The following is a 23,829-nucleotide window of genomic DNA, read 5'->3' on the forward strand; positions in this document are numbered from 1 at the left end:
TTGTGAATTATCTCCAATTTTTAGGCATTCTATACTTAATAAAAACTCTCTAAAAATATATTTGCGCCCCTGTCTTGAGAGTAAGTAGCCAAGGTGAAACATGGCAAAATCACGAAAAAAGGAAGAAATGCTATCTCTCCTTTCTCAAATACAGGAGAATCCTACCACTGAAGAAGCGATCGCCAGCTTGCGCCAAGTTCTAAACAGCAAGTATTCTGTTGCTATTGCTAGAACTGCAAAAATAGTAGGTAAATTTGCCATTGTTGAGTTGATTCCCGACCTTGTAGCAGCTTTTGCTCGCATGATGGTCAATCCTACGGTAACAGACCAAGGTTGCCTTGCCAAAAAAGAGATTGCTGAAACACTCTATCGCCTGGAATACAGCGACGAAAATCTTTTTCTTGAAGGTATTAGGCATGTGCAGATGGAACCCATTTGGGGAGGAAAAGAAGATACTGCTGCTCACCTACGGGGAATTTGTGCCTTAGGTCTGGTGAGGATGAACTACTCAGATGTAATGAACGAGTTAGCAGATTTGCTGGCCGATCCAAAACCAGAGGCAAGGGTTGCTGCTACTCGTGCGATCGCGTATAGTGCCAATCCCCAAGGTGTGCCATTACTGCGTTTGAAAGTCCGCATTGGCGATCCAGCTCCTCAAGTTCTCTCGGAATGTTTCACCGCTTTGCTACAACTTGCTCCCCAACAGTCACTTCCTTTGGTAGCTAGTTTTCTCGTTGACTCAGAGGAGCAAATCTGTGAGCTAGCGGCATTGGCATTAGGTGAATCGCGATTGGATGCAGCATTTGATACCCTGAAAAACTGGTGGGAGCGAACAAGGAGTGCAGAACTTCGTCGCACAGGATTATTGGCAATTGCCATGCTGCGACACGATCAAGCTTTGGAGTTTCTGATATCACTCGTTGCAGAAGGAAAAGACTTGGACGCCAAAGATGCGATCGCAGCATTAAGTATTTATCGAGAAGACTATGAACTGTGGCAACGAGTTTATAAGGCAGCTGAGCAACGAGCAGATATCAGCTTCCTCCAAGCAATAGCCATGCAAAGTTAAATGCTTGGTGTCTTAGTGTCTTTGTGGTTTAAAAAAGATTTTTTCACCACCAAGACACCAAGACACAAAGGTAAAAATAAGCTGCCATTATCGCGCATCAGTTAGCGATATTTCCTAACCTAACTTGCAGCAACTTGACTCAATTCATGTATGGCAACTTTGCCGCTGTTGCCCGAATTTGGTCAGCGTGAGCTACTAATTGACCGCAAGCATCCCATGTACCGGAAATAAACATATTTTTGGCTCCTTCGCTCATTGAAATAGGAGCAGAAAAGTCACCACTTTGCACCTGCATTGTTTCCAAGTTCACTGTCATAGGTGCTTGGGGATTAGCAGCTAGAAGGTCTTGCAGTTGTTTAACAGTGGCAGCATCAGCAGTAACGCAGGGAATACCCATCGCTACACAATTACCGAAAAAGATTTCCGCGAAGCTTTCGCCCACCAGCGCTTGAATACCCCATTTAGCGATCGCTTGGGGTGCGTGTTCTCGTGAGGAACCACAGCCAAAGTTGCGGTTGACGACCAAAATTTTTGCGCCTTGATACTGCGGTTGATCAAAGGGATGTTGTCCTTTGAGTGCAGCGCGATCGTCAGCAAACGCGTGTGCGCCTAAGCCATCAAAGGTGACACAGCGCAAAAAACGGGCAGGAATAATGCGGTCAGTATCAATGTCATTGCCCACTAAAGGAATACCGCGTCCGGAAACTGCTTTAACTTCACTTGCCATAAGACTTTTGGATTGAGGAGTAGGGGAAAAATGTCAGTTGTGTCAAGCTTTGTGTCTTTGTACGCCAGTCGCTACAACGGGGGGAACCCCCAAGGGCGCGCTGGCTCGTCTTTGTGTTTCAAAAATATGTTTTATTAACCACCAAGGCACCAAGACACTAAGAATTAATTCAACAACTCACGCACGTCAAATACTTCGCCTTTCACCGCCGCTGCTGCAACCATCGCGGGACTCATCAGCAAAGTGCGGCCGGAGGCTGAACCTTGTCTACCTTTAAAGTTACGGTTGGAGGAAGAGGCGCTGATCTGTTGTCCCTGAAGTTTATCAGGGTTCATGGCCAGGCACATCGAACATCCGGGTTCGCGCCACTCAAATCCTGCTTCCGTGAAGATTTTATCTAGTCCTTCTGCTTCAGCTTGCTGTTTCACCCGTTCGGAACCAGGGACTACGAAGGCTTTGATTCCTGCGGCAACGTGCCGTCCCTTGGCAACTTTGGCGGCTTCTCGCAAATCGCTGATTCGTCCGTTGGTGCAGCTGCCAATAAAGCAGACATCGACTTTGGTGCCTTGGATGGGTTGACCGGGAGCAAGACCCATATAATTGTAAGCTTCTTCAGCTATTTGGCGGTCATCTTGGGGTAGTTGTTGGGGAGAGGGTACGGACTGGTCAATTCCGATACCTTGACCGGGAGTTATACCCCAAGTGACGGTAGGAGGAATGTCAGCAGCATCGAAAACTACTACATCATCGTACTCGGCGTCGGCATCACTCTTGATGGACTCCCACCAAGCAACTGCTTTGTCCCAATCTGCACCTTTGGGGGCAAAGTCTCTACCCTTGAGGTATTCGTAGGTGACTTGATCGGGGTTGATATAGCCGCAACGTGCACCGCCTTCGATCGCCATATTGCAGACTGTCATCCGTTCTTCCATGCTCATTTGTGCAAAGGTGGTACCTGCAAATTCGTAGGCGTATCCGACACCACCTTTCACACCGAGGGTACGAATAATATGGAGGATGACATCTTTGGCGTAGACTCCTGGTTTGAGAGTGCCGTTGACTTCGATTTTGCGGACTTTGAGTTTAGACAGGGCCAGGGTTTGGGAAGCGAGAACGTCGCGGACTTGGCTAGTACCAATACCAAAAGCGATCGCCCCAAAGGCACCGTGGGTTGAAGTATGGCTATCTCCACAGGCGATCGTCATTCCAGGTTGGGTGAGTCCTTGTTCTGGCGCAATCACATGCACAATCCCCTGATTTCCAGAACCAATATTGTAGAAGGTAATGCCATTTTCTTGACAATTCTGCTCTAGCGCCTGCATCATTTCTTCTGCCAGAGTATCAGCAAAAGGACGTGCTTGATTTGTTGTTGGTACGATATGGTCTACCGTAGCGACTGTCCGCTCTGGAAACAATACTTTCAAACCCCGCTCCCTCAGCATAGCAAAGGCTTGGGGACTGGTAACTTCATGGATCAGGTGTAGTCCAATTAATAGTTGCGTTTGTCCTGAAGGAAGTTTACCAACAGTGTGTAAGTCCCAAACTTTATCAAATAGTGTACCTTTGCTCATACTTGAATTTGTTTTAAGCTGTCGCATTTTTTAGATGGTATCAAATAAAGTGAATTAGCTACCGCCAAGCCTAAGGCTATAGCGAGAGCTTTTTGTTACCTATAATCTTCACGATAGAAAAGCTTGTTAGTCATGTCCAATATATTTTTGTTGCTTAACTAATATGTAAGAGATATGAGTCTCATTACTTTTTAGATAAAAGTAAGGCATCTGTGAGATTAGGCAGCGCGATCTTTAGACGCCCGTCAGAGGGGCTTCCCGTAGAGTAGGCAGTTCATGATGCCTACTTATTTACGTTCGTTGTGACTTGATTTAATTTGTAAATTTGTAAATTTTTATGTTGATACAATATAGTATGCGGAAAATATCGCTTCTGCCAAAGAAATACTAATAGTAAAGAAAAACAATCTATAATTTACGCTGATTTTTGCATAACCTAGCCATGATGAGAGATATGTGTAAATAAATTTTCACAGAAGCATCCACACTCTATCTGTAGGTAAATTCAAAAGCTCAGGTAGCAAAAACATATTAGGAGGTTGGGCAGACATGGCGAAAAGTTGGGAGTGCGATGGTGTGCCAAAAGATGGAAAATCCTACCCCCATCAAAATCCTCCAGGAAAGCACGATCCCTATGAAAATTTTGGGGCAGACTGTGTAATTTGTGGCTTACCGAAGGAGGCTATGATTGGTGATAAAAGTAAACCTCCGGTAAAAGCGATCGCAGCGGCGATAACTGGTGTTCTAACTTTGGCTGTTATTAGTGGTTATCAGATTTGGCAGTCTCAATCTTGCCGTGGAAATAAACAAAAAATTAATGGCATCTGTATAGCAGTTGATTCCACTGTTGCTATTTCTTCTACTTTATCTGCTTCTACTTCTGCTCCTACATCATCTCCAAGTGCTGCAATCTCTCCTGCTGCTCCCGTAAATACATATCCTACCTTGAAAGTAGCGAATGTTCCTACGGTAATATTTAGATACGGAGGCTCTACAAGCTTTGCACCGTTAAGGAATCCGGCGATAGTAGAGCGAATTAATCAAGCACATCCGGGGTATCAATTGGTTTATACCGAACCGCCATCAGGAAATAAGCCTGGTTCTGGTATCGGCATCAAAATGCTGATAGACGGTCAACTGAGTTTTTCCCAATCTTCTCGACCTGTAAAAGATGCCAAGTACAAAGCAGCAAAAGAGCGGAATTTCCAGTTGGAACAAATACCTGTTGCCATTGATGGAATTGCTATTTACATCAATCCTCAAATATCTATCTCTGGTTTGACAGTATCCCAAATTAGAGACATCTTTACTGGAAAAATCACTAATTGGAAACAAGTGAGTGGTTCCGATCTTGCAATTACCGTTATCAGTCGCGATCCTCAAGATGGGGGTACTCCTGAATATTTTCAAGAAACAGTCTTAGGAAAAGCTGATTTTGCTTCGTCTGCAAAACCATACGTGAGAGACACTACAAGTGGTATCAAAAAGGTGGCTACAACTCCTGGGGGAATTGGTTACGCTACTGCTTCAGAAGTTTGCAATCAAAGTTTAGTAAAAACTCTCCCAATCGGGAGAGAAATTAATAAAGGTTTTATTACTCCTTGTAACGGAAAGGAAGTAAATAAAGCTGTTTTTGCCAAAGACACTTACCCGATAACCAGGCGGTTGTTTGTGATAGTTAAACGAGATGGCAAATTAGATGAACAGTCTGGTGTTGCTTATGCCAATATGCTGTTGAGTGACGAAGGTCAACAAATAGTAAATCAAGCTGGCTTGGTTCCTCTGCGCTAACAAAATCTACATTTAAAATTCCACATCCATGAGTAGATTTCGTCGTAGTTTGTGGCTGTACCCTTTGTTCCAAATTCCGTTGATATTCTTTGTTATTTGTTTAGTTGCGGCAGCTTTGTGTGGGTTTTTAAGACTGGGTAAACCTGATGTGGCGGTGGCGATCGCCTTAGATTTAAGCCAAAGTACTTACCAAGGGCAGCCATTCAACGCACCCAACACGTTTATGGCTCAAGAAGTAGCAGCAGTGCAAGCATACCTAGAACTTAATTCACAACAATTAAGTTCTCCCAATCAGATTCAGATTTTTGGCTCTGCCGATCAAGTTGTACCTCTAACTAATTCCTTTTCTAGCGATAAACAAAAGTTAGAATCCCAGCTAAATCAAGCTTTAGCGAATCCTATCTTGCCCTTACAAGTTGGTGAAGGAACTAATGTTGATAAAGCTATTGAGGAAAGTACAAAAGTCCTCAGCAGTATTCAAAATCACTGTCGTGAATTATTAATCGTTACTGATGGAATTGCTGAGGTGTCAGAAACTGTTATTAGTCAAGCTGTAAGTAAAGATGTAAAAATTAATTCTTTAGTAGTAGGTGCAGATGCCTCTACACTCAAGTTAGCTGCTAGCATCACACAGGGGATTTACGTATCGGGTTTGTATAATATTCAAGAACTATTTACAAACATTTTTTTTGATAGTTTTAACAGTAACCAAAGATGGGTTAATTTCTGGCGAGGTTGTGCCTGGATTGCTTTTATGTGGTTGCTAACTTTACCTCTAGATAAATTAATTCTTCAGGGATTGTTCAATTTGCCAATGAATTTGAGCGGACAGTTAGCAATAGGCAATGCTTTATTTTGGACTGTGGTGACACCTCTAATTATGTGGAGAGTATGGGGTTTACCATTTTTATCGTCATGTTAAAAAAAGGTGAATTAAAAAATAATTTTTTTGTAGAGGCGCAATTAATTGTGACTCTATTAATGTTTAGTCACTAAATTAAAATAATAGTTAAAAAGTTAACCTACTTATAATTAGGAGAAAATCATGTCAGCATTAGAAGAAAAAAGTATGGTTCCCACTGTATTTGTGGGTGTGGGTGGGACGGGAGTAGAAGTATTGTCGCGGGTGCGGCGATTAGTAGAAGAAACTTATGGTAGTTTAAAAAATTTTCCGATAATTAGTTTTGTAAGTATAGATACAGATAAAGATTACAAAGTTAGCAATCCAGAGGCGGCGGGTTCGCCTTTACAAGACCATGAAAAACATTGGGCAAGTGTCAGTGGTAGAGAAGTACAAGACATTTTGTCTAATATGGAAAATTATCCTTGGATTGAGTCTTGGTTTCCCAGAGAATTAGAGCGCAATATTGGTGCATTAGAAGCAGGTGCAGGTCAAATTCGTGCCTGCGGTCGCTTCGCCTTTTTTTATAATTACCACAAGATCAAAGCCAGATTTCATGAGGCGTGCGATCGTGTCAAAGGTCACGATCATATTATGCTGGATAAATACGGCATTAGAGTTCAAAGTAGTGGTTTAAATGTTTTTGTCGCCGCCTCTATTTCTGGTGGTACTGGTAGCGGTATGTTGATTGACCTCGGTTACTGTATTCGTAACTGGCTCAAAGGACAAGGGAGTCCTTTAATTACAGCAATTGTACCGATGCCTAATGCTTTTGCCAATATTAATGTAGGCGATCGCGTTCTTGCCAATGGCTACGCTGCGTTGATGGAATTAAGCTATTTTTCTGACCATAGAACTGAGTATGTAACTCAATTTAGTTCTGGTTTAGTGGATGAAGTTAAGAGCAAACTTCCACCTTTTGATTTTACTTATTTAGTTGGAACAAAGAATGGCGAAAGTGAGTTTAATATTGAGCAACTGCGAGAAATGATCGCTCAAAATATTTTCTTAGATTTAACTTCTGACTTTGCACCGCATAAACGTTCAATTCGAGATAATATTAAAGGTTCGTGGGCACAAGCAGACCCAGGTGGAAGGGGCTATCCCAAAAATTTTATGAGCTTTGGTCTGGCAACAATTGAAATTCCTATAGCTCAGATTCGTGCTTCTTTATCTAGTCGCTTGGGTATGGATTTAATTAATTGGTGGTTAAATGAATCCGTACCTCTACCAGCAAACGTTTTAGATTTGGTACAAGGCGATATTCTTAAACGCCTGCGATTAACAGAAGCCGAATTGTTGACAGACATTGCTGCGGCACAAGATAAATCTTATATATCAGAAATTTCTGCCTGGGTTAATACTATCCGCAATGAAATCGCTACAGATAATAAACTGCAATGTACCCATCAAGGTGTAAATGTGATTGGAGCAGAGCGTGGTAAAATTTTGGAGTTTGACAAATATCTGACTTCTAAAGTTGATGAATATCGCGTCAATCACTTGCGGGAATTAAGCCCTGATGAGCGCACCCACGGCGATTTTCTCCAAAAAATGTATGACAACCGCAATCGCATTATTCAACAAAGCAGAAAAGCTATAGAGACGGAATTTTATAAAATAATTAGCGATCGCAACCAGGGGCCAAAATTTGCCGATGCTTTTCTGACCACAGTGCGTCAATTATTTGCCAATACAACTGAAAAATTTCGCCGAGAGTCGGAAAAAACTTGGCAACCCAACGAAATTAATCGTCAGCGACAGTATGAAGCAGCGCTGCAAGATATCATCCAATTTAAAAACTTGTTTGGTTTAACAAAACAAGCTCAAATGGAAAAGTATTGTGAGGATGCACTCACAGGTTTAGAAGCGAGCTTCATTGCTTTTATTCAACGTAAAAGCCGTACTTTAGCTCTAGAAGTAATTGCCCGGATGCAGGAACATTTAGATATAATGGAACGGCGACTGGCGCGGTTTAATCAAAAGTTGAAACAATTGCGTGACGATTTTAAACAAAAAGCCGATCGCGAAGCTGACAGTGCTGATGCTCTCAAAATTAACGGGTTTAAACTTTATAACCGAGAAGAACTCAATCTGCTTTATCAAGATATGATTGAACAGTTAGCGGGAGCTTCTGAAGGTAGCCAGAGCTTGTATGAACTTGGACTAAATCAAATTTGCTCAACAATGGCGGAAGATGTGTTGAGAGATATCAGTCCCCTGTGGAAACAAACCCGCGCCGCAGGTGAAGTTATGCAACTATTCGACATCACTCAGTTGCATAACGTCCATGATGAGGACTTCAAAGCAACCATAGCCCAAAAAACTCAAATAGTTATCGAAAATTCTCCCCAACAAAGTCGATTGAAACAGGACTTAGCAGCGTGCGATCGCCTTTTAAAAACTTTACAAAATGATCCAGAAGCAATTCGTAGCAACATTCGTATCGCTCATCAAAAATCCCAACCTCTAATACCACTTTCCCAAGCGGTTCTCTCAGGTGCTGATGCTGGATTTACCCCCGCCATCAATACTAAAGTCGCCGTAGTTGGTGGTCGCAACAGCAGCGATCCGGCTGTCATCAAACTAATACCCTATTTACAAGAACGGGTAGGAAACGCTGACTCTATCACCCCTCTAGGACAACAAGAACGACATCGGATCGTTTTTGTCCAAGAAAAAGGCGGTTTTTCCTTGCGTTGTATTGATGGTATGCGCAAACTACGCCAATCCTACCAAGACTGGAAAGGAAAGTCGATTGAAGCAAAAAGGGCGCGTCTTAAGGGTGAAAGTAAAGACCCTCCCATCCCCGTCCACATACAAAAAGAACCTCCTTTTTGGGATGTGTTTCCCGAAAATCCACAAGTGTTTAAACTGGTAGTGCAAGCAAGAGCCTTTGAAGTATTGCGGCTAGAGGAAAACCGCAACACCAAAGAAAAGGTGATTCGCTACACTCGCCAAACTAAAATTGGGTCAGAAAATGTAGAAATAGCTTCTAGTTGGGAAGAAGTGGTACAAGTACTAGAAGTGTTAGCATGTCGCCCCGATCAAGAAGAAATTCGCCGTCAGGTGATGGAAAAACTGCAAAGCGCCGACCAATTACAGAACAAGCAAAACTTGTATAACCAACTAATCACCTATTTAGAATGGCGAGAAGCAGAACTAGAGGAATTTGGCGGAAGCGATCGCCCAGAATACAAACGTGAAGCAGCAATTATTGAGGATGTCATCACTGCTTATAAACTACATGATGACAAAGTTATAGAGCCACCAGAAATACCCAAGCAACCTAAAGTTACTGACCTGCCAATTACACCCAACCCATCAGAAGAAACTCTCTCTGATTCTGTTTTTTGTACCCAATGCGGTGAGCAAAACCCCACTAAGTCTAATTTTTGCTTCAACTGTGGTGCTCAGTTGGTGAAACGTCGAACATCCTTTAATAACTGATAGAAACGCTTATCAAAACAGAAAAACGTCTTTGCGACTCCGCGTTTGGCTGTCTTTCGCGTCAGTTTTTAGCTGAGGATATACTTTAAAGCATTTTAACGACTTATGCAAAATTTGAACTATATTTTAACACAACTTTACTATTTTTAAAATTTTAAAAACGTCTTCATATCATGAAATAGTAATTTCTGTAGTCTAATTGACGACAGTTTAATAAAAAATAGCATACACTAGGAAATATAAGCCTCCTCTAAAAAATAAAACTGGGGAGGACATATGGGATATCAATGTGCGAGGAGGTAATTCCTATGCAAATAGTCCAGGGATCAACAGAGTTAGAATATGCCTTTCTGTTTACTCTTAGAAAGGTAAATTCCATAACTACAGGAGGTTTTAAACCATTTTTTGATAATTTACCTGTTGACCCTTACATTAAAGGCAACTATCGCTTAAGAAGATTATCGCGTTTTATAGTTTCTGGAGATAAATTAATCAAACTACCTCATGGTTATCTCTTTCAAAGTAAAGATTACAATCCCTTAGTGGGTGATATCAAAAGAGAGTTTACAGAATTAGAAGATGCACTCATAGAACTGGACATATTTAAAAATCTAGTTTTAGCATTTAGCGATTCCTGTAAACTGCACCCAGAAGCGGAAATAGGAGTGCATCAAATCAGAACTACTTGTACGCCGGATAATTTTGGCAACCCAGCACCTGAAGGTATACATAGAGATGGTACTGATTTTATCGGTATCTTCTCAGTTGATAGAGACAATATTCAAGGTGGAGAAACACATTTATATACTGCCAAAAAAGAAAAGCCTGTTTTCAATAAAATTCTGAATCCGGGAGAACTACTATTAATCAACGACCATAAATTCTTCCACTATACTACTCCTATTAAACCGATCGGTGATGGTATAGGTACAAGAGATGTATTTGTGCTGACTTCTCCAAGTTTGCTTTCAGATTAGTTGGTTGTTGTTGGTTGGTAGTTGTTTGGGTTATCAACCAACAACCAACTACGAACAAACAACAATTTCAATTCACAGCAAATATTTGACAATCTACAAGATATGGGGAATTGAAAGCTGTCATTTCCCCAGCTTTCTTACCCGGAATTGGAAACAATCTTGCTGATAGGGGTTTATCTAGCTTGATGGCTAGAGTTGCCATATCAATTAATATGGCTGCAATCTTTTCTATTGTGATATCACCCTGAATAGGCACTGTATCAAGTCCACAACCACAAACTGCTGAATACAATAATAAGTTAGTAATATCATAAGTCTGTTCGTTAGCTCTTGCTGCTAAACCAATATCTTCGCAAACAGGAAGCATTAAACCAGAATAACCACATACTTTGACTGGTACATTTTTCAAAACACGAGTCAGCATACCAGAAATTGTCAGTGTTCCTAGATACCCAAACTTGCCACTCATGAGTTTTTCGTAAGCAAAAGCAATACTTTGTTTTTGATCCAAAGGTGATGTCAGTGATGTGTCAATGCCATTGTATGTAATCGCAAATTTTGCAGATATTGTTTCAGCTATATCTGCTACTTGTTTTAATTCTTCTGCCAAGAGGATTCGGAGATTTTCTTCTGCTGCTTGAATATCATGGTTAGCTAGAGAAAAGGCTTTCATTACCAACTCACTGCACTCTACACCAATCGCAAAAGATGTATTGCCTTTATGATATGCAGTCGGGAAAAATGGTATACCTGGCTGGCAATTTGCCCAAGCACAAAAGCGAAAGTTACCATAACCATTTTCAGTTTCTTGGGAAATGCGTTTAATCACTTTTGCAGATTCCCAAGCGGTTTCAAAGTTTATGCCAGTTTCTCTATCTCCAATCTTACTGGAAGAATAAATTACTGAAGTATTTTTGTTAATATCTGGGATGATTGCTATAGTTTTCGCTTGGCTGGCATAACCAATATTGAAAAAACTGACATTAAGTTCGCGACAAAGTGGATCTAGAATTTGAATTTCACTCACTATTTCGGGTGTAGACAAGCCTTGCAAATATTCTTCCCAAGGGTTAGTAGCAATTCTGGTTGTTTGAACTTCGTATCCGTATTGCTCAAAAAAATCCTTTGCTTCCTGATTAAAATTAGCAGCTTGTTTAATTTTCTCTTTTTCTCTAGGAGTTTGCAGTGATATACCTGTTGTAATGGTTCTAATTTTCATACTTAAAAAGTATCCAATAATTTATTAGTTTGCGAAAATCTATAAAAAAGGTTCAGAAGCGTCTTGATGTAGATTATCTTTAGTGCTTTTGTTAGCTTATAACTTTTCTTTGTGTCTTTGTGCCTACCCTGCAGGAAGCCGAGTAAAGCGCGTCTATGTGGTGAAAAATAAATTTTATTAACCACCAAGACACTAAGACACCAAGTTAAATCACAATCAAATTGGAGTTTTTTAATCCATATTTACAGAGCTACCTATAAATCTATACTGACATATTATTCAGAAAACGATCAGTCTGAAAATCAGCGAAACAGCCAAATTAAATATAAAATCTGTTATAGGACTAATATTTGATTTTTGAAAAGATACGTAGGGGAGGCAAAAAGGGGTGTGGATTTTCCTCCCCCTTTATTGCCGTTGCGTTACGCCAAAGGCTAACGCACTATTCTAAGTTTTTGGTGCCCGTACTCTCGCCGATAACACACCCTACGTGTACTTAAATTTTTTCAATTATTAAACCGGATTGCTATAGGATACGCTAGCGTTAATTTAAAGGGTTTAGGTGCGTTAAGCTAACGCCTAACACACCCTATTAGCGAATGAATGTTACAAGCTTTAAATTAAATTTTGAGTGTTGCTAAACCTAAGTAGCGAATACCAATTGGGGAGATTTGAAAACGACAAGGTAGAATTTCTAAACCGAGGGAGAATGCCTGTCGCAATAACTTGCCATATACAGGATCGGCACTATCACCAGGAGCAAACTCATCACAATCACCCCTATTGATAAAGTAAAGCATCACTGCACGACTTTGAGGCAGTAGTGCCATCAATTCTCGCAAGTGTTTTTGTCCCCGTGTTGTTTCCGTATCGGGAAATAGCGCTAACTTACCTTGTGCCCAAGTGGTATTTTTCACTTCTAAATATATTGGGTGGTTGTTGTCTGTTAATAGCAATGCACTATTTTTTGGTGACGAAGTTTCAGACAAGATAGTACTATCTGGGTCTAGTGGCAGTGTATTTGATTTTTGAATTATTGTTGCTGTTGAAGATAGAAAAAAATCCACCCGACTTTTTTTATCTTGTCCGTAGGCTACTTCACCACGAATTTGGCTATACTTACCCAGCTGAGGGAAAAGATTTTTTTCTAAAGCTAACTTTACGATCCGATTTGGTAAAGCAGTATTGATACCTACCCAAGTTGGCTTGTTATCATGCAATTGAATCATTTCCCAGGTGTAAGCCAATTTACGGTTAGGATTATCACTTTTGGAAAGCTGCACTGGATTACCTGGAATACAAACTCCTGTCATTGGCCCGGTATTCGGACAGTGTGCTGTTACTACCTCTCCAGATGCAAGTTCAACATCAGCAAAAAAGCGCTTGTAGCGTTTTAGCAGGATACCAGGATATAAGGGTGGGTAACGGTAAAGGTAGTCATTTGTCATTTGTCATTTGTCATTTGTTAGTAGTTAGTGGTTAGTAGTTAGTAGTTAGTGGTTAGTAGTCATTGGTCATTGGTCATTTGTTATTGGTTCTTTCCCTTACTCCCCATCTCCCCATCTCCCCATCCCCCACTCTCCCACTCCCCCCATCTCCCCATCTCCCCATCCTAAAATAAGGAATGAGTCAACCGTAGGCTGGAGTTTAAAGTATAAAGGATGAAGTGAATTGTTTTCATTTTGATATTCTTCTGCCTTCTGTCTTTAAGCAAACGCCATGAATGATGATTTTTACAATAGTGGATTGGAAAGAGCTAAGCAAAAAGACTATGCTGGAGCCATTGAGGATTTTACCCGTGCTATACAGATAAATCCTTATTTTGCCGAAGCTTACTATCAACGGGGTTTAGCATACTATGATTTGGAAGAAATTCTCCAAGCTGTTTCTGATTACACCGAAGCCCTTAAGCTTAATCCCGAAAGTTTTGAGGCTTATTATTGTCGGGCGTTAGCGCGAGTAGCGCTGAAAAATCTGCCGGGTGCGCTTGCAGACGTAGATAAAGCTATTCGTCTCAATCCTCATTATGCAGCGGCTTATAGTTTGCGGGGAATTATACACCGCAAACAGGGGTATATTTATGAGGCGATCGCTAATTTTAAAAAGGCAGCGGAACTATATCTACAGCAAAAGGATAAAGAAAACTGTCGCCTCTGTTTAGAAAAGATTAAACAACTGCAACCAAAAGAAAATCCTGCTGTGGTTCTCCAACCAGCTTCCCCAACTGCACCTATAATGTCGCCAAAGGAATATTTTACCCAGTTATTGGAAAGGGCAGAAAAGGGAGACACTCGCCAAGCGTTGGAAGATTTAAACTGGGCATTGCAAGTTGATCCGCAGGATGCACAAGCTTATTGCTGTCGTGGGGTTGTGCGTTGCAAACTGGGTAATTATCGGGAAGCGATCGCAGATTTTAACCAAGCACTACAACTTAATTTTCAAGATGCGATTGTCTATCGCAACCGGGGAAAAGCCCGTTCCCAATTAGGAGATCATCAAGGGGCGATCGCCGATCTCAACAAAGCACTCCAACTTCAACCCGAAGATGCACTCATTTATGTTGCCAGAGGAAATGTCTATCGGGTAATGGGTAATTATCTCGGTGCTGTACAAGATTATACTAAGGCGCTGCAAATCAATCCTGATGATGCTCAAGCTTACTATAATCGCGGTCTTGCTTACACTTGCTTAGAAGAAATGCAACGTGCCTTTGCAGATTATCAGCAGGCAGCAAGTATTTTTTGTGAGAAAGAAGACTGGGGAAATTACCAGCAAGTTATAGATAGTCTCAAAAAAATCCAAACTCCTAGTTCTGAGTCTAAACAAGCAAGGTATATGCTGCTACGACAGCGTTTGTTGAGACTGGTTGGTGGCTATTGGGAAATCGCCCAACGACTGATTGAACAGGCGAAAAGATACCATCCTGGGATGTCAGAGGAATGGTATATGGAAAAAGTCATAGATGATTTAGAACGCGATCGCGGTGGATAAATCTGCAAGGTTGAAAGAATGGGGAACAGATTAAACAAGTAAGTTTTCAGTAGTTTATAAAAGACTCTTCATCTTTATTCACGATTTTGATTCTCTTTTTCACCGGAAAAGTGCATAAGTTGATTGTAGGAACACCTAATAGTAACCAAGTCGATTTCTGAGAAACGTTAGAACGCTTAAAAGTGAATAGCACTCAACTAAGCTGAAGCTTTTGGATAGTAAAGGTTTAGAACAAGAGGTGTGTAGCAACTCCTGGTGGAAATTCTTTCCAAGTTTTTGATATTTGCTATCTAAAGTTAAATCAACAAGTGAGATCTGAATTCAAAGTGTTTGCGTTTTATCTTAGTGCTATTTCGCTCACAAGCATTAGCGTACGCCATGAAAGAGCTTGTTACAACACTTAATTGTGCAAAGGAGGAATCATAATGTCGAAGAGTACAGATAAACTATTTTTAGATGCTGTTAAGCAAGTAGCATTACCTAGCTGTAAAAAAAAATCATTGGTTCAGCGATATCTGCAAAATCCCTTCTCGATTGCATGGTCAAAATTGACCACCCTAATTAAAGTTGTCCAAAGTCCCCAAGCAGAAGTGTTGGAAGACGATCAAACCAAGGAATACAGATCGTATACCCGAGAGCAATATTTGTACCATCCTTTCACAGATCGCATCGATCCATCCCTTTACTACACCATTTTCTATCCTCACCAACGGTTTTAAGCTTGCATCACCATAAATCAAAAAATGTTAGAAACTTCACTTCTCAGTTCGTCGCTAGAGATGGTATAGTAGAAGGCTGGTAAAGGTGCTTTGGGCTAATTGTTCAACACAAATACGTTTGCCAGCCTTTCATTTTGCTTAGTTATTTCCTATTTCTAATAAACATCTGGTAGAAATTAATTATGCGTTACCCAAAATCTTTGTAGAGACGCGAAATTTCGCGTCTCTACATTATTTTTCACGCCTAGGTTTAATAATTGAGATTTGCCCTTAATTTTTTACGCAGTTAGGGCATTGCGCTTCTGAGTTTTTCAGCTTGATTATATGAATTAGCAGCTTCTGCTGGCTTTCCTAATTCTTTTAAAATATCTCCCCGGATATCCCACACATCAGGATCTTGGGGTTGCAAGTCTTTTGCTTTGTCAATGGCAACTAGCGCTTCTTTGTAGCGTTGTAATTCTAACAGCGCTAATGCTTTACCCACCCAAGCAGGAGAAAAATCATCTTTTAAAATAGTAGTTTGCTCAAAGGCTTTCAAGCCTTCCTCGTGATTTCTTAAGGTTTGTGTCAGTAAAATTCCTTGGTTAAACCAAACTAGATAATCTTGCGGACGGATTTCACTAGCTTGCTTAAAAGCAAATAAGGCTTTGCTAGGTTGTCCTAATAAATTTAGCGCATTGCCTTTACCAATTAAAGCTTCATAAAAATTACTATCAATTTTGAGTGCTTCTTCGTAAGAATTAAGTGCATCTTGCGGACGGTTTAATTTGAGTAATATAGAACCTCGATCTGTCCAGATAATTGGGTTTTTTCGCTTAATTGTATTGATAAGATCGTTATAAGACCATAGTGCTTCTTCAAAGTAAGGCTTGGCAGCTTGTCGCCCTTGCGATTGTTCTATAGCAAAACCTATTTCCTGCCAAATTCTTGGATCGTCTGGTTTAAGTTGCTTGACCTGCTCTAAGTTCTCTAATGCTTCTTTTTTTTGACCTAATGCTAACAGAGACAAACCTTTTCCACTCAATGCTTCAGCATTGTTATTGTCAATTTTAAGTGCTTGCTCATAGGTATCTAGAGCTTCTTGATATCTTTGTTGTTTATATAAAACCTTACCTTTATTAATGAAGGTTTTCATCAAAATTCTTTTATCTTTAGGCTGGAGAGAAATCGCCTTATTATAAGATTCTAATGCCGCAGAATCGCGCCCTAAGATAAACAGTGCATCTCCTCTTCCTCTCCAGGCTTCGGCTGAGTTTGGTTGAATTTCTTTGAGGTTATTAAACTGGTCAAGGGCTGCTTCTGCTCGGTGTTCATCAAGTAAATTATTACCCTGATAGGAATAATATAAAGGTCGCAAAAAAGGATTAAAATTTTCTACACCAACTAATATCAATGCTAATGCTGCCAGTAAAACCGGTATATGCCAAAGCTTGACTACTCGAAACCTAGTTACCAGTTGTCGAGTACTAAATGTATTATTAAATGGATAATAAGTTGGTGGTTGAGTTGGTGCTGGGCTAACTTTAGTATTATTTAAATCTTCAAAAACATTATCTACAGAGTGGTAGCGGCGTTCGGGACTTGTATAGACCATTTTTGTTAAAATAGCCGCTAAAGAATCATCAATATCACAATTGCTAGGCCAAACAATATTGTCTTGCTCATCTCGTCTTAATTCTCTAGGGTGCATTCCAGTTAAAAGTTGAATCGCTGTTAGACCCAAAGAATAGATATCACTGTTGAAGCGTGGCTTTCCTGACATTTGTTCTGGAGGGGCATATCCAGGTGTTCCAATCATCGTTTGTGTAGGTGGCGATTGGTGTGACGGATATTTGTTTTCTAATTTTTTGACTGAGCCAAAATCAATTAATATAAATTTATTATCTCCCTTTCTGATAATTAAATTAGATGGTTTAATATCACGATGAATAATATTTTTTGCATGCAAATATGCTAAGACAGATAAAATTTGTTGTATAAAATTAATAACTGTTTGCTCTGTCCATTGCTGACCTATTAGTTCCGCTAAAGATTTACCTTCTATATATTCTTCAACAATATAATAATTTCCTTCTTCTTCTATATAATCAAAAAATTTGGGAACTTGTTGATTGGTCTGTAAAGTATTTAGAATATTGACTTCTCTATGAAAGAATCTTTTGGCTGTTTCAATATCAGCGTTGAGAGGGTCTAGTTTTTTAATTGCACATAATACATTAGATAGTGTATCTGTAGCAAGATAGGTTACTCCAAAACCACCTCTTCCTAATTCTTGGATGATTTGATAGCGACCATATAAGAGCTTGTTCTTGCCTTCCGTCATTTTAATATATATTCCTTCATTGAAAGCAATATCTTATAACTACTCATTTTTCCTTTTGGTTTTCTATACTACCTCGTTAACTTTTATTATAATTCTCTATGCTACATACCATAATCTATGGTATGTAGAGTTAATTAATATAAGTTTATCAATATTTTAATGCGTTACCAAACCTTGAAACTGAAATTAACTGTTTCGTTAATCTTGGAAGTGTTAATAGCCTTCTCTGCTTTTAAAGCTTGGGCTGGAAACGTTCCAGAGCGGTCTTTTGATACTGAAAGCTTATTTGTCAAACATGAGCAAATAGAAATCAAAACACAGAAGCAAAAAATTATACAAGCCTCTGTGCCAAATACAACTAGTCAGGATAGTGAAGCAGGAACTGAAAATGAATCTAATTTTTTTAATCCTGAATTCCCTCTTCTAAATCAAACTCAAATTAGTAAAGCATCAACTTTGATTCTGTCCCAGCGTCCTGATATTAGTCCTCCTACCCCACTTCCTCCGACACCACCACCACAACCAATACCAGAACCCCAACCATTACCAACACCTCCTCTAGAAGAAACTCCGTCTCCACCAACAGAACCTTCACCACGTCCCGAAATTCCTGGAAGCATCACTATTAGCAAATTCGAGTTTGAAGGAAATACTGCATTCAGCGACGAGAAGTTAAACGCAGCCATAGCCAACTTTCTCAACCGACCGATCGCCTTTTCTGAACTGTTGCAAGTTGAGAACGTTATCACAGATCTGTACACCAAAGCAGGATACATCAATTCTGGTGCTGTTATCCCTGCTGACCAAACTTTGCCAAGGAAGGGAGCAGTAGTCAAGGTTCAGATTATTGAAGGTGCAATAGAAGATATTAAAATCACGGGTACAAACCGTTTGAACCCTAACTATGTACGCAGTCGCATTGCCCTTGCCACTTCTAAACCTTTAAATCGAGATCGTCTTCTAGAAGCACTGCAACTATTGCAGCTTGATCCTTTGATCGCAAATATTTCTGCGGAATTATCTGCGGGTTCGCGCCCGGAATTAAGTTTACTGGAAGTCAATGTTAGAGAAGCAGATTCGTCAAGAACAGAATTTTTTGCTGATAACGATCGCGATCCTAGTGTGGGTAGTTTTCGTAGAGGTGTCAGATTTAACGAGGGTAATTTATTTGGGTTTGGCGATCGCTTGGCATTAGAGTACACCAACAGCGATGGTAGTAACACTTATGACTTTAAGTATACAGTGCCGATTAATGCCCGCAACGGTACTATCGCTGTCGGCATCGGTAAAACCGATGTGGAAGTGATTAAAGAACCCTTTGACCGCATTGACATTGAAGGTGACTATTCTTACTTTGATTTGACTGTGCGCCAGCCGTTCGTTCAAACTCCCACCCAAGAAGTAGCGCTAGGTCTGACCTTATCCACACAGGACAGTGAAACCGAACTGTTGGGAGAAGGTTTTCCCTTATCTCCCGGTGCAGACGAGGAAGGGCAAACGCGCGTCTCTGCACTACGGTTCTTTCAAGAATATACTCAACGCAATCCCCAACAAGTTTTTGCACTGCGATCGCAATTTAGTTTAGGGGTAGGATGGTTTGATGCCACTGTCAACGACGACCCACCCGATAGTCGCTTTTTAGCTTGGCGCGGACAAGGACAGTACGTGCGATTGTTAGCACCAGAAACTTTGCTAGTGTTACGTTCAGATATACAATTAGCAACTAGACCCCTCGTACCCATAGAACAGTTTCGCTCAGGAGGTCTGCAAAGCGTCCGGGGTTATGGGCAGGATCAGCTTTTAACCGATAATGGCTTGTTTGCATCGGCAGAAGTCAGATTGCCCATTCTACAAGTAGAAAAAGTACAAGGGGTGTTACAATTAGCACCATTTATCGATTTTGGCATTGGCTGGAACAATTCCGATAGTCCCGATCAAGACCCAGACCCCAATACTTTAGTTGGTATCGGCTTAGGTTTGCAGTGGCAGATGGGTGATTATCTTAACGCCCGCATTGATTACGGCGTGCCTCTGACCGACGCAGATGATCGGTATGGAACATTACAAGAACAAGGTTTTTATTTTTCCGTAAATTACAGTCCTTTTTAAACAAGGCAGTCATACAGGGTGCAGAACAATTTTCATCTAGTTTGTTGTGATTTGTTATGAATGGAGCTTTTACGTGCTCATTATCAAATCAACATTGTCTCTGACTCTGATAACTGTAACCGTGGCTACTCTTGGTAGCATTGCGCCATTAAGTATAGCTACAGCCCAAATTACGCCAGATAACAGCCTTGGTAGCGAAAATTCTGTTGTCAGTCCCGATGTCATAAATGGTATACCGAGCGATCGCATCGACGGTGGCGCTACTCGTGGGTCAAATCTCTTCCACAGTTTTCAAGAATTCAACGTCGATGAAGGTAGGGGAGCGTTCTTTTCCAATCCTAATGGCATTGCCAATATTCTTACTCGTGTCACAGGCGGTAATCCTTCCAACATTCTCGGTACGTTGGGTGTCTTAGGTAACGCAAATCTCTACTTGATTAACCCGAAAGGGATTTTTTTTGGGCCAAATGCTCGTCTGAATCTAGGTGGTTCATTTTTTGCAACAACAGCCGATAGTCTGGTATTTGACAACAATTTTGAATTTAGTGCTACCAATCCAGAAACACCGCCACTTTTAACGGTAAATATTCCCATTGGCTTGCGATTTCGGGATAACCCAGGAAATATCGCTACAAATCGCTCTGTAGCCAGCGATGGCACTGTTGTTCGTAGTATTCTTCAGATGCAACCAGGAAAGACACTGGCGCTGGTAGGGGGTAACGTCAACTTAGATGGCGGAGTTCTGTTAGCACCGGGAGGACGAGTTGAGTTAGGAGGATTGGCAGTTGCTGGAACAGTTGGAATAAATGCTGATGGTAGTTTGAGTTTTCCGGATGGTGTCACCAGAGCAGATGTCACACTCAGTAATAATGCATTAGTTGGTGTATCTGGACAAGGAGGAGACAGCATCGGAGTTAATGCCCGAAATTTCGAGATTTTCGCAGGCACTGACACAACTGGATTTGTAGCTGGAATTTTAAGTCCTGGAGCACCTGATGCTCAGGCTGGTGATATTGTCATTAATGCTACAGACAAAGTCAGAATCCAGGGAAATGCTAACTCCTCTGCTGGAATCTTCAATGGAGTTGACTCCTCATCATCAGGAAACGCAGGAGATGTCATTATCAACACCAATACTTTAGAAGGTATTGACAGATTTTCCATCATTTCGTCTAATTTAGGACAAGGAAATACCGGAAAAGTAAGCATTACAGCTACTGACCAAGTCTCTTTCCAGGGATTGGAGGGAGAAGGTAGCGGAGTCGGCATTTTTTTGGGAGCATCAACCGTAGGCGAGACAGATGACATTACTATCAACACGCGATCGCTGTCTTTATCCAACTTTGCTCAGCTAACTACCTCTTCTACCGGACAAGCAAAAGCAGCAAATATCCGCATCAATGCCTCTGAGTCTATATCTGTAAGCGGTAACTCAGTTCTGCAAGCTGCTAACTATGGGTTGGGGAACGCAGGAAACATAATTATTGACGCAGAAAATGCAACTGTCTCCTTTGATGGGCCATTCACCAGCATCAACACTGGTCTTAGCAGTCGACGAGCAAATACATCTGGTGTTGACTTAGCCCAGTCCAGACAGGGAGGCGACATTATTATCAAAGCGCGCGAATTTTCTGTCACAAATGGCGCTCAATTATTTACTACCACTTTTGCAAATGGTAATGCTGGAAATGTGAAACTAAATATCAGCGATCGGATTCAGATTGCAGGAGAAAGTGACCAACCTGACTCTAATGGCAACTTCAGTCGCAGCAGTATTTCCAGCGTTGTAGGTATTGGGGCGACTGGTAACGCTGGCAATATCGAGATGACCACGCGATCGCTTTTGATCGCTGATGGAGGACTCCTAAATTCCAGCACCTTCGGTAAGGGGAACGCAGGCAACATCACGATTAATGCTAGCGATACTGTCTCTTTTGATGGGACAAGTAAAACAGGAGCATCTAGTGCAGCCTATAGCACCGTGGCAACAGGAGGAGAAGGCAATGGCGGAGACATCAAAATTACTGCAAGCTCAGTTTCATTGACTAATGAGGCTCAACTGAGTGGTGATGTGAGCAGTGGGGCGACAGGCAACGCCGGCAACATCGATATTTTTACCGGATCGCTTTTTGTCAATGGTGCATCCCAAATAAATTCCGGCACTTCTGGCAAGGGGAATGCGGGAAATATCACGATTAATGCTAGCGATACTGTCTCTTTTGATGGAGCAAAAAACGGAGATTTCCCTAGTGGAGTCTTTAGTATTGTAGACGCGGGAGGAGAGGGCAAAGGCGGAGACATCAAGATAACTGCTAGGTCGTTTTTATTGACCAATGGGGGTAGTTTAAATACCTTTGTCCGTGAAGCTTCTGATACAGAGGCTGGTGGTATTGGCGATGCTGGAAATGTGAAGCTAAATATCAGCGATACGATCCAAATTACAGGAAAAAGTGAACCTAACTCTAATGGCGACTTCACCAAAAGTGGTATCTTCAGCAGTGTAGAAAGTGAGACTACTGGCAACGCAGGCAACATTGAGATTGTCACGGGGTCACTATTGATGAGTGATGGACTATTGAGTTCCCGAACTTTTGGTCAAGGAAATGCGGGCAACATCAACATCACAACAGGATCGCTTTTTGTAACTGATGGGGGACAGCTAAGTTCCAGCACCTTTGGACAGGGAGATGCGGGCAACGTCATAATTAATGCCACTGATACCGTCTCTTTTAATGGCACAGATAACCAAGGAGCCGCCAGTGCAGTCTTCAGCACAGTAGAAGCAGGGGGGGAGGGCAAAGGCGGAGACATCAACATCACTGCCAGATCGCTTTCATTGACTAACGGGGGTAGACTAAATACCTTTGTCCGTGAAACTTCCGATACAGATCCTGGTGGCATAGGCGATGCCGGCAATGTAAAGCTAAATATCAGCGATGCAATTAATATTGCGGGAGCGAGTGACAAAATTGACACTACTGGCAACTTTGTCCGCAGTGGTATCTTCAGTGAAGTGAGGAACGGGGCTAGGGGCAACGCCGGCAGCATCGATATTAGCACGGGTTCACTTTTTGTCACTGATGGAGGACAACTTCTTTCCAATACCTCTGGACAGGGAGATGCGGGCAGCATCAAGATTAATGCTAATTCTCTGTCGCTCAAAAATGGTGCTCAACTAAATACTAATAGTGATGTAGAGAATCGCCAAGCGGGCAATATAGAAGTTACGACCGCGAAAGACATTCAGCTAGACAACCAAGCATCAATTACTGCAAATACTCAAGGGGGTGAGGGCAACATCATCCTCGACTCCCGCGATTTAATCTTGCGTCGCAATAGCAACATCACAACCAACGCCACAGGTACGGCGACAGGTGGCGATATTACCATCAATACTGGTAACTTAGTAGCCTTAGAAAATAGCGATATCAGTGCTAATGCTCAAGAAAGTTTTGGTGGAAGAGTATCAATTACTGCCGAAAGCATATTTGGTACTGAGTTCAGGGAACGACTGACACCCCAGAGTGACATCACAGCCACTTCTGAACTTGGCCCCCAATTCAGTGGCACGGTGCAAATCAACACACCAGATGTAGACCCCAGTCAGGGATTAACAGAGTTACCAGAAAATGTCACAGACCCGAGCGATAAAATCGCCGAAAATCCCTGCCAAAAAGGCTTTGGCAGTTCATTTATCATCACCGGACGGGGTGGTTTACCGACCAGTCCCAATGAAAGTTTTAAAAGTGACAATGTTCGCGTTGGTTTGGTAGAACCAGCTAGCAGTAGCAGCAATTCCCCGATTGCAACTATCACTCAGCCAGAAACTTCTGCTACAAGCAAACGCATTGTCCCTGCTCAAGGATGGGTGTTGAACAACAAAGGTGAAGTTGTTCTTGTTGCTTACGACCCCACTGCTAGCAATCCCCAACGTGCTTCTCAAAAAACTGCCGCTTGTCCTGCACCTTTTTAACATTTAGTT

Annotated in this window: 14 protein-coding genes; 9 read left to right on the forward strand and 5 right to left on the reverse strand. The window is 41.4% G+C overall.

Translation table 11 applies throughout. The features are described 5' to 3' along the window. The first annotated feature begins 100 nt into the window (after positions 1–100). A complete protein-coding gene (locus FIS9605_RS0102660) occupies positions 101–1,069 on the forward strand; it encodes a HEAT repeat domain-containing protein (RefSeq protein ID WP_026731199.1) in 969 nt (322 codons plus the stop codon). Between the two features lie 139 nt (positions 1,070–1,208). On the opposite strand, the gene leuD is transcribed toward FIS9605_RS0102660, so the two are convergent. Further along, positions 1,209–1,796: a 3-isopropylmalate dehydratase small subunit gene (leuD, locus tag FIS9605_RS0102670; protein ID WP_026731200.1), complete on the reverse strand. Its 588-nt coding sequence runs from the start codon at positions 1,794–1,796 to the stop codon at positions 1,209–1,211. 164 nt (positions 1,797–1,960) lie between these two features. Beyond that, positions 1,961–3,367, reverse strand: coding sequence for a 3-isopropylmalate dehydratase large subunit (leuC, locus tag FIS9605_RS0102675; RefSeq protein WP_026731201.1), 1,407 nt, complete (start codon positions 3,365–3,367; stop codon positions 1,961–1,963). Positions 3,368–3,916: 549 nt separating this feature from the next. Between leuC and FIS9605_RS36090 the strand changes: the two genes are divergently transcribed. The 4 genes from FIS9605_RS36090 to FIS9605_RS0102695 all read left to right on the forward strand — a co-directional run bounded on the left by FIS9605_RS36090 (position 3,917) and on the right by FIS9605_RS0102695 (position 10,486). Further along, on the forward strand, positions 3,917–5,158 hold the full coding sequence (locus tag FIS9605_RS36090) for a phosphate ABC transporter substrate-binding protein (RefSeq protein ID WP_051469914.1): 1,242 nt from the start codon (positions 3,917–3,919) through the stop codon (positions 5,156–5,158). Positions 5,159–5,186: 28 nt separating this feature from the next. After that, positions 5,187–6,080, forward strand: coding sequence for a vWA domain-containing protein (locus tag FIS9605_RS0102685; protein WP_026731202.1), 894 nt, complete (start codon positions 5,187–5,189; stop codon positions 6,078–6,080). Positions 6,081–6,203: 123 nt separating this feature from the next. Beyond that, positions 6,204–9,509 carry a tubulin-like doman-containing protein gene (locus FIS9605_RS0102690; RefSeq protein ID WP_035139371.1) on the forward strand — a complete coding sequence of 1,102 codons (3,306 nt, stop codon included), beginning with the start codon at positions 6,204–6,206 and terminating at the stop codon, positions 9,507–9,509. 308 nt (positions 9,510–9,817) lie between these two features. Next, a complete protein-coding gene (locus tag FIS9605_RS0102695; RefSeq protein WP_026731204.1) occupies positions 9,818–10,486 on the forward strand; it encodes a 2OG-Fe dioxygenase family protein in 669 nt (222 codons plus the stop codon). A 67-nt stretch (positions 10,487–10,553) separates the two neighbouring features. Here FIS9605_RS0102695 and FIS9605_RS0102700 read toward each other — a convergent pair whose 3' ends face one another. Beyond that, complete coding sequence (locus FIS9605_RS0102700; protein ID WP_026731205.1) at positions 10,554–11,705, reverse strand: DUF711 family protein; 1,152 nt, start codon at positions 11,703–11,705, stop codon at positions 10,554–10,556. 620 nt (positions 11,706–12,325) lie between these two features. Continuing rightward, positions 12,326–13,153 (reverse strand): DNA/RNA nuclease SfsA, encoded by an 828-nt coding sequence (gene sfsA, locus FIS9605_RS0102705; RefSeq protein ID WP_026731206.1) that lies wholly within the window; start codon positions 13,151–13,153, stop codon positions 12,326–12,328. Between the two features lie 271 nt (positions 13,154–13,424). Between sfsA and FIS9605_RS0102710 the strand changes: the two genes are divergently transcribed. Together FIS9605_RS0102710 and FIS9605_RS0102715 are read left to right on the forward strand one after the other, a co-directional pair. Continuing rightward, a complete protein-coding gene (locus FIS9605_RS0102710) occupies positions 13,425–14,696 on the forward strand; it encodes a tetratricopeptide repeat protein (protein WP_026731207.1) in 1,272 nt (423 codons plus the stop codon). Positions 14,697–15,121: 425 nt separating this feature from the next. Next, positions 15,122–15,415: a hypothetical protein gene (locus FIS9605_RS0102715; protein ID WP_026731208.1), complete on the forward strand. Its 294-nt coding sequence runs from the start codon at positions 15,122–15,124 to the stop codon at positions 15,413–15,415. A gap of 286 nt (positions 15,416–15,701) precedes the next feature. On the opposite strand, the gene FIS9605_RS0102720 is transcribed toward FIS9605_RS0102715, so the two are convergent. Continuing rightward, a complete protein-coding gene (locus FIS9605_RS0102720; protein ID WP_026731209.1) occupies positions 15,702–17,738 on the reverse strand; it encodes a serine/threonine-protein kinase in 2,037 nt (678 codons plus the stop codon). Positions 17,739–17,897: 159 nt separating this feature from the next. Between FIS9605_RS0102720 and FIS9605_RS0102725 the strand changes: the two genes are divergently transcribed. Both FIS9605_RS0102725 and FIS9605_RS0102730 read left to right on the forward strand, forming a co-directional pair. Further along, the gene (locus FIS9605_RS0102725; RefSeq protein ID WP_026731210.1) at positions 17,898–19,847 is read left to right on the forward strand and encodes a ShlB/FhaC/HecB family hemolysin secretion/activation protein; all 1,950 of its coding nucleotides are present in this window, start codon (positions 17,898–17,900) and stop codon (positions 19,845–19,847) included. Positions 19,848–19,968: 121 nt separating this feature from the next. Next, on the forward strand, positions 19,969–23,820 hold the full coding sequence (locus FIS9605_RS0102730) for a two-partner secretion domain-containing protein (protein ID WP_231510219.1): 3,852 nt from the start codon (positions 19,969–19,971) through the stop codon (positions 23,818–23,820). The last annotated feature ends 9 nt before the right edge of the window (positions 23,821–23,829 follow it).

Origin of the sequence: Fischerella sp. PCC 9605 (assembly GCF_000517105.1) — a bacterium.
Taxonomy (GTDB): Bacteria; Cyanobacteriota; Cyanobacteriia; order Cyanobacteriales; family Nostocaceae; genus PCC9605.

Bases quoted from the DNA above. Each gene is read 5' to 3' on its own strand.
- FIS9605_RS0102660 (WP_026731199.1), top strand. From the start codon at position 101: ATGGCAAAATCACGAAAAAAGGAAGAAATGCTATCTCTCCTTTCTCAA.
- leuD (WP_026731200.1), bottom strand. From the start codon at position 1,796: ATGGCAAGTGAAGTTAAAGCAGTTTCCGGACGCGGTATTCCTTTAGTG.
- leuC (WP_026731201.1), bottom strand. From the start codon at position 3,367: ATGAGCAAAGGTACACTATTTGATAAAGTTTGGGACTTACACACTGTT.
- FIS9605_RS36090 (WP_051469914.1), top strand. From the start codon at position 3,917: ATGGCGAAAAGTTGGGAGTGCGATGGTGTGCCAAAAGATGGAAAATCC.
- FIS9605_RS0102685 (WP_026731202.1), top strand. From the start codon at position 5,187: ATGAGTAGATTTCGTCGTAGTTTGTGGCTGTACCCTTTGTTCCAAATT.
- FIS9605_RS0102690 (WP_035139371.1), top strand. From the start codon at position 6,204: ATGTCAGCATTAGAAGAAAAAAGTATGGTTCCCACTGTATTTGTGGGT.
- FIS9605_RS0102695 (WP_026731204.1), top strand. From the start codon at position 9,818: ATGCAAATAGTCCAGGGATCAACAGAGTTAGAATATGCCTTTCTGTTT.
- FIS9605_RS0102700 (WP_026731205.1), bottom strand. From the start codon at position 11,705: ATGAAAATTAGAACCATTACAACAGGTATATCACTGCAAACTCCTAGA.
- sfsA (WP_026731206.1), bottom strand. From the start codon at position 13,153: ATGACAAATGACTACCTTTACCGTTACCCACCCTTATATCCTGGTATC.
- FIS9605_RS0102710 (WP_026731207.1), top strand. From the start codon at position 13,425: ATGAATGATGATTTTTACAATAGTGGATTGGAAAGAGCTAAGCAAAAA.
- FIS9605_RS0102715 (WP_026731208.1), top strand. From the start codon at position 15,122: ATGTCGAAGAGTACAGATAAACTATTTTTAGATGCTGTTAAGCAAGTA.
- FIS9605_RS0102720 (WP_026731209.1), bottom strand. From the start codon at position 17,738: ATGACGGAAGGCAAGAACAAGCTCTTATATGGTCGCTATCAAATCATC.
- FIS9605_RS0102725 (WP_026731210.1), top strand. From the start codon at position 17,898: ATGCGTTACCAAACCTTGAAACTGAAATTAACTGTTTCGTTAATCTTG.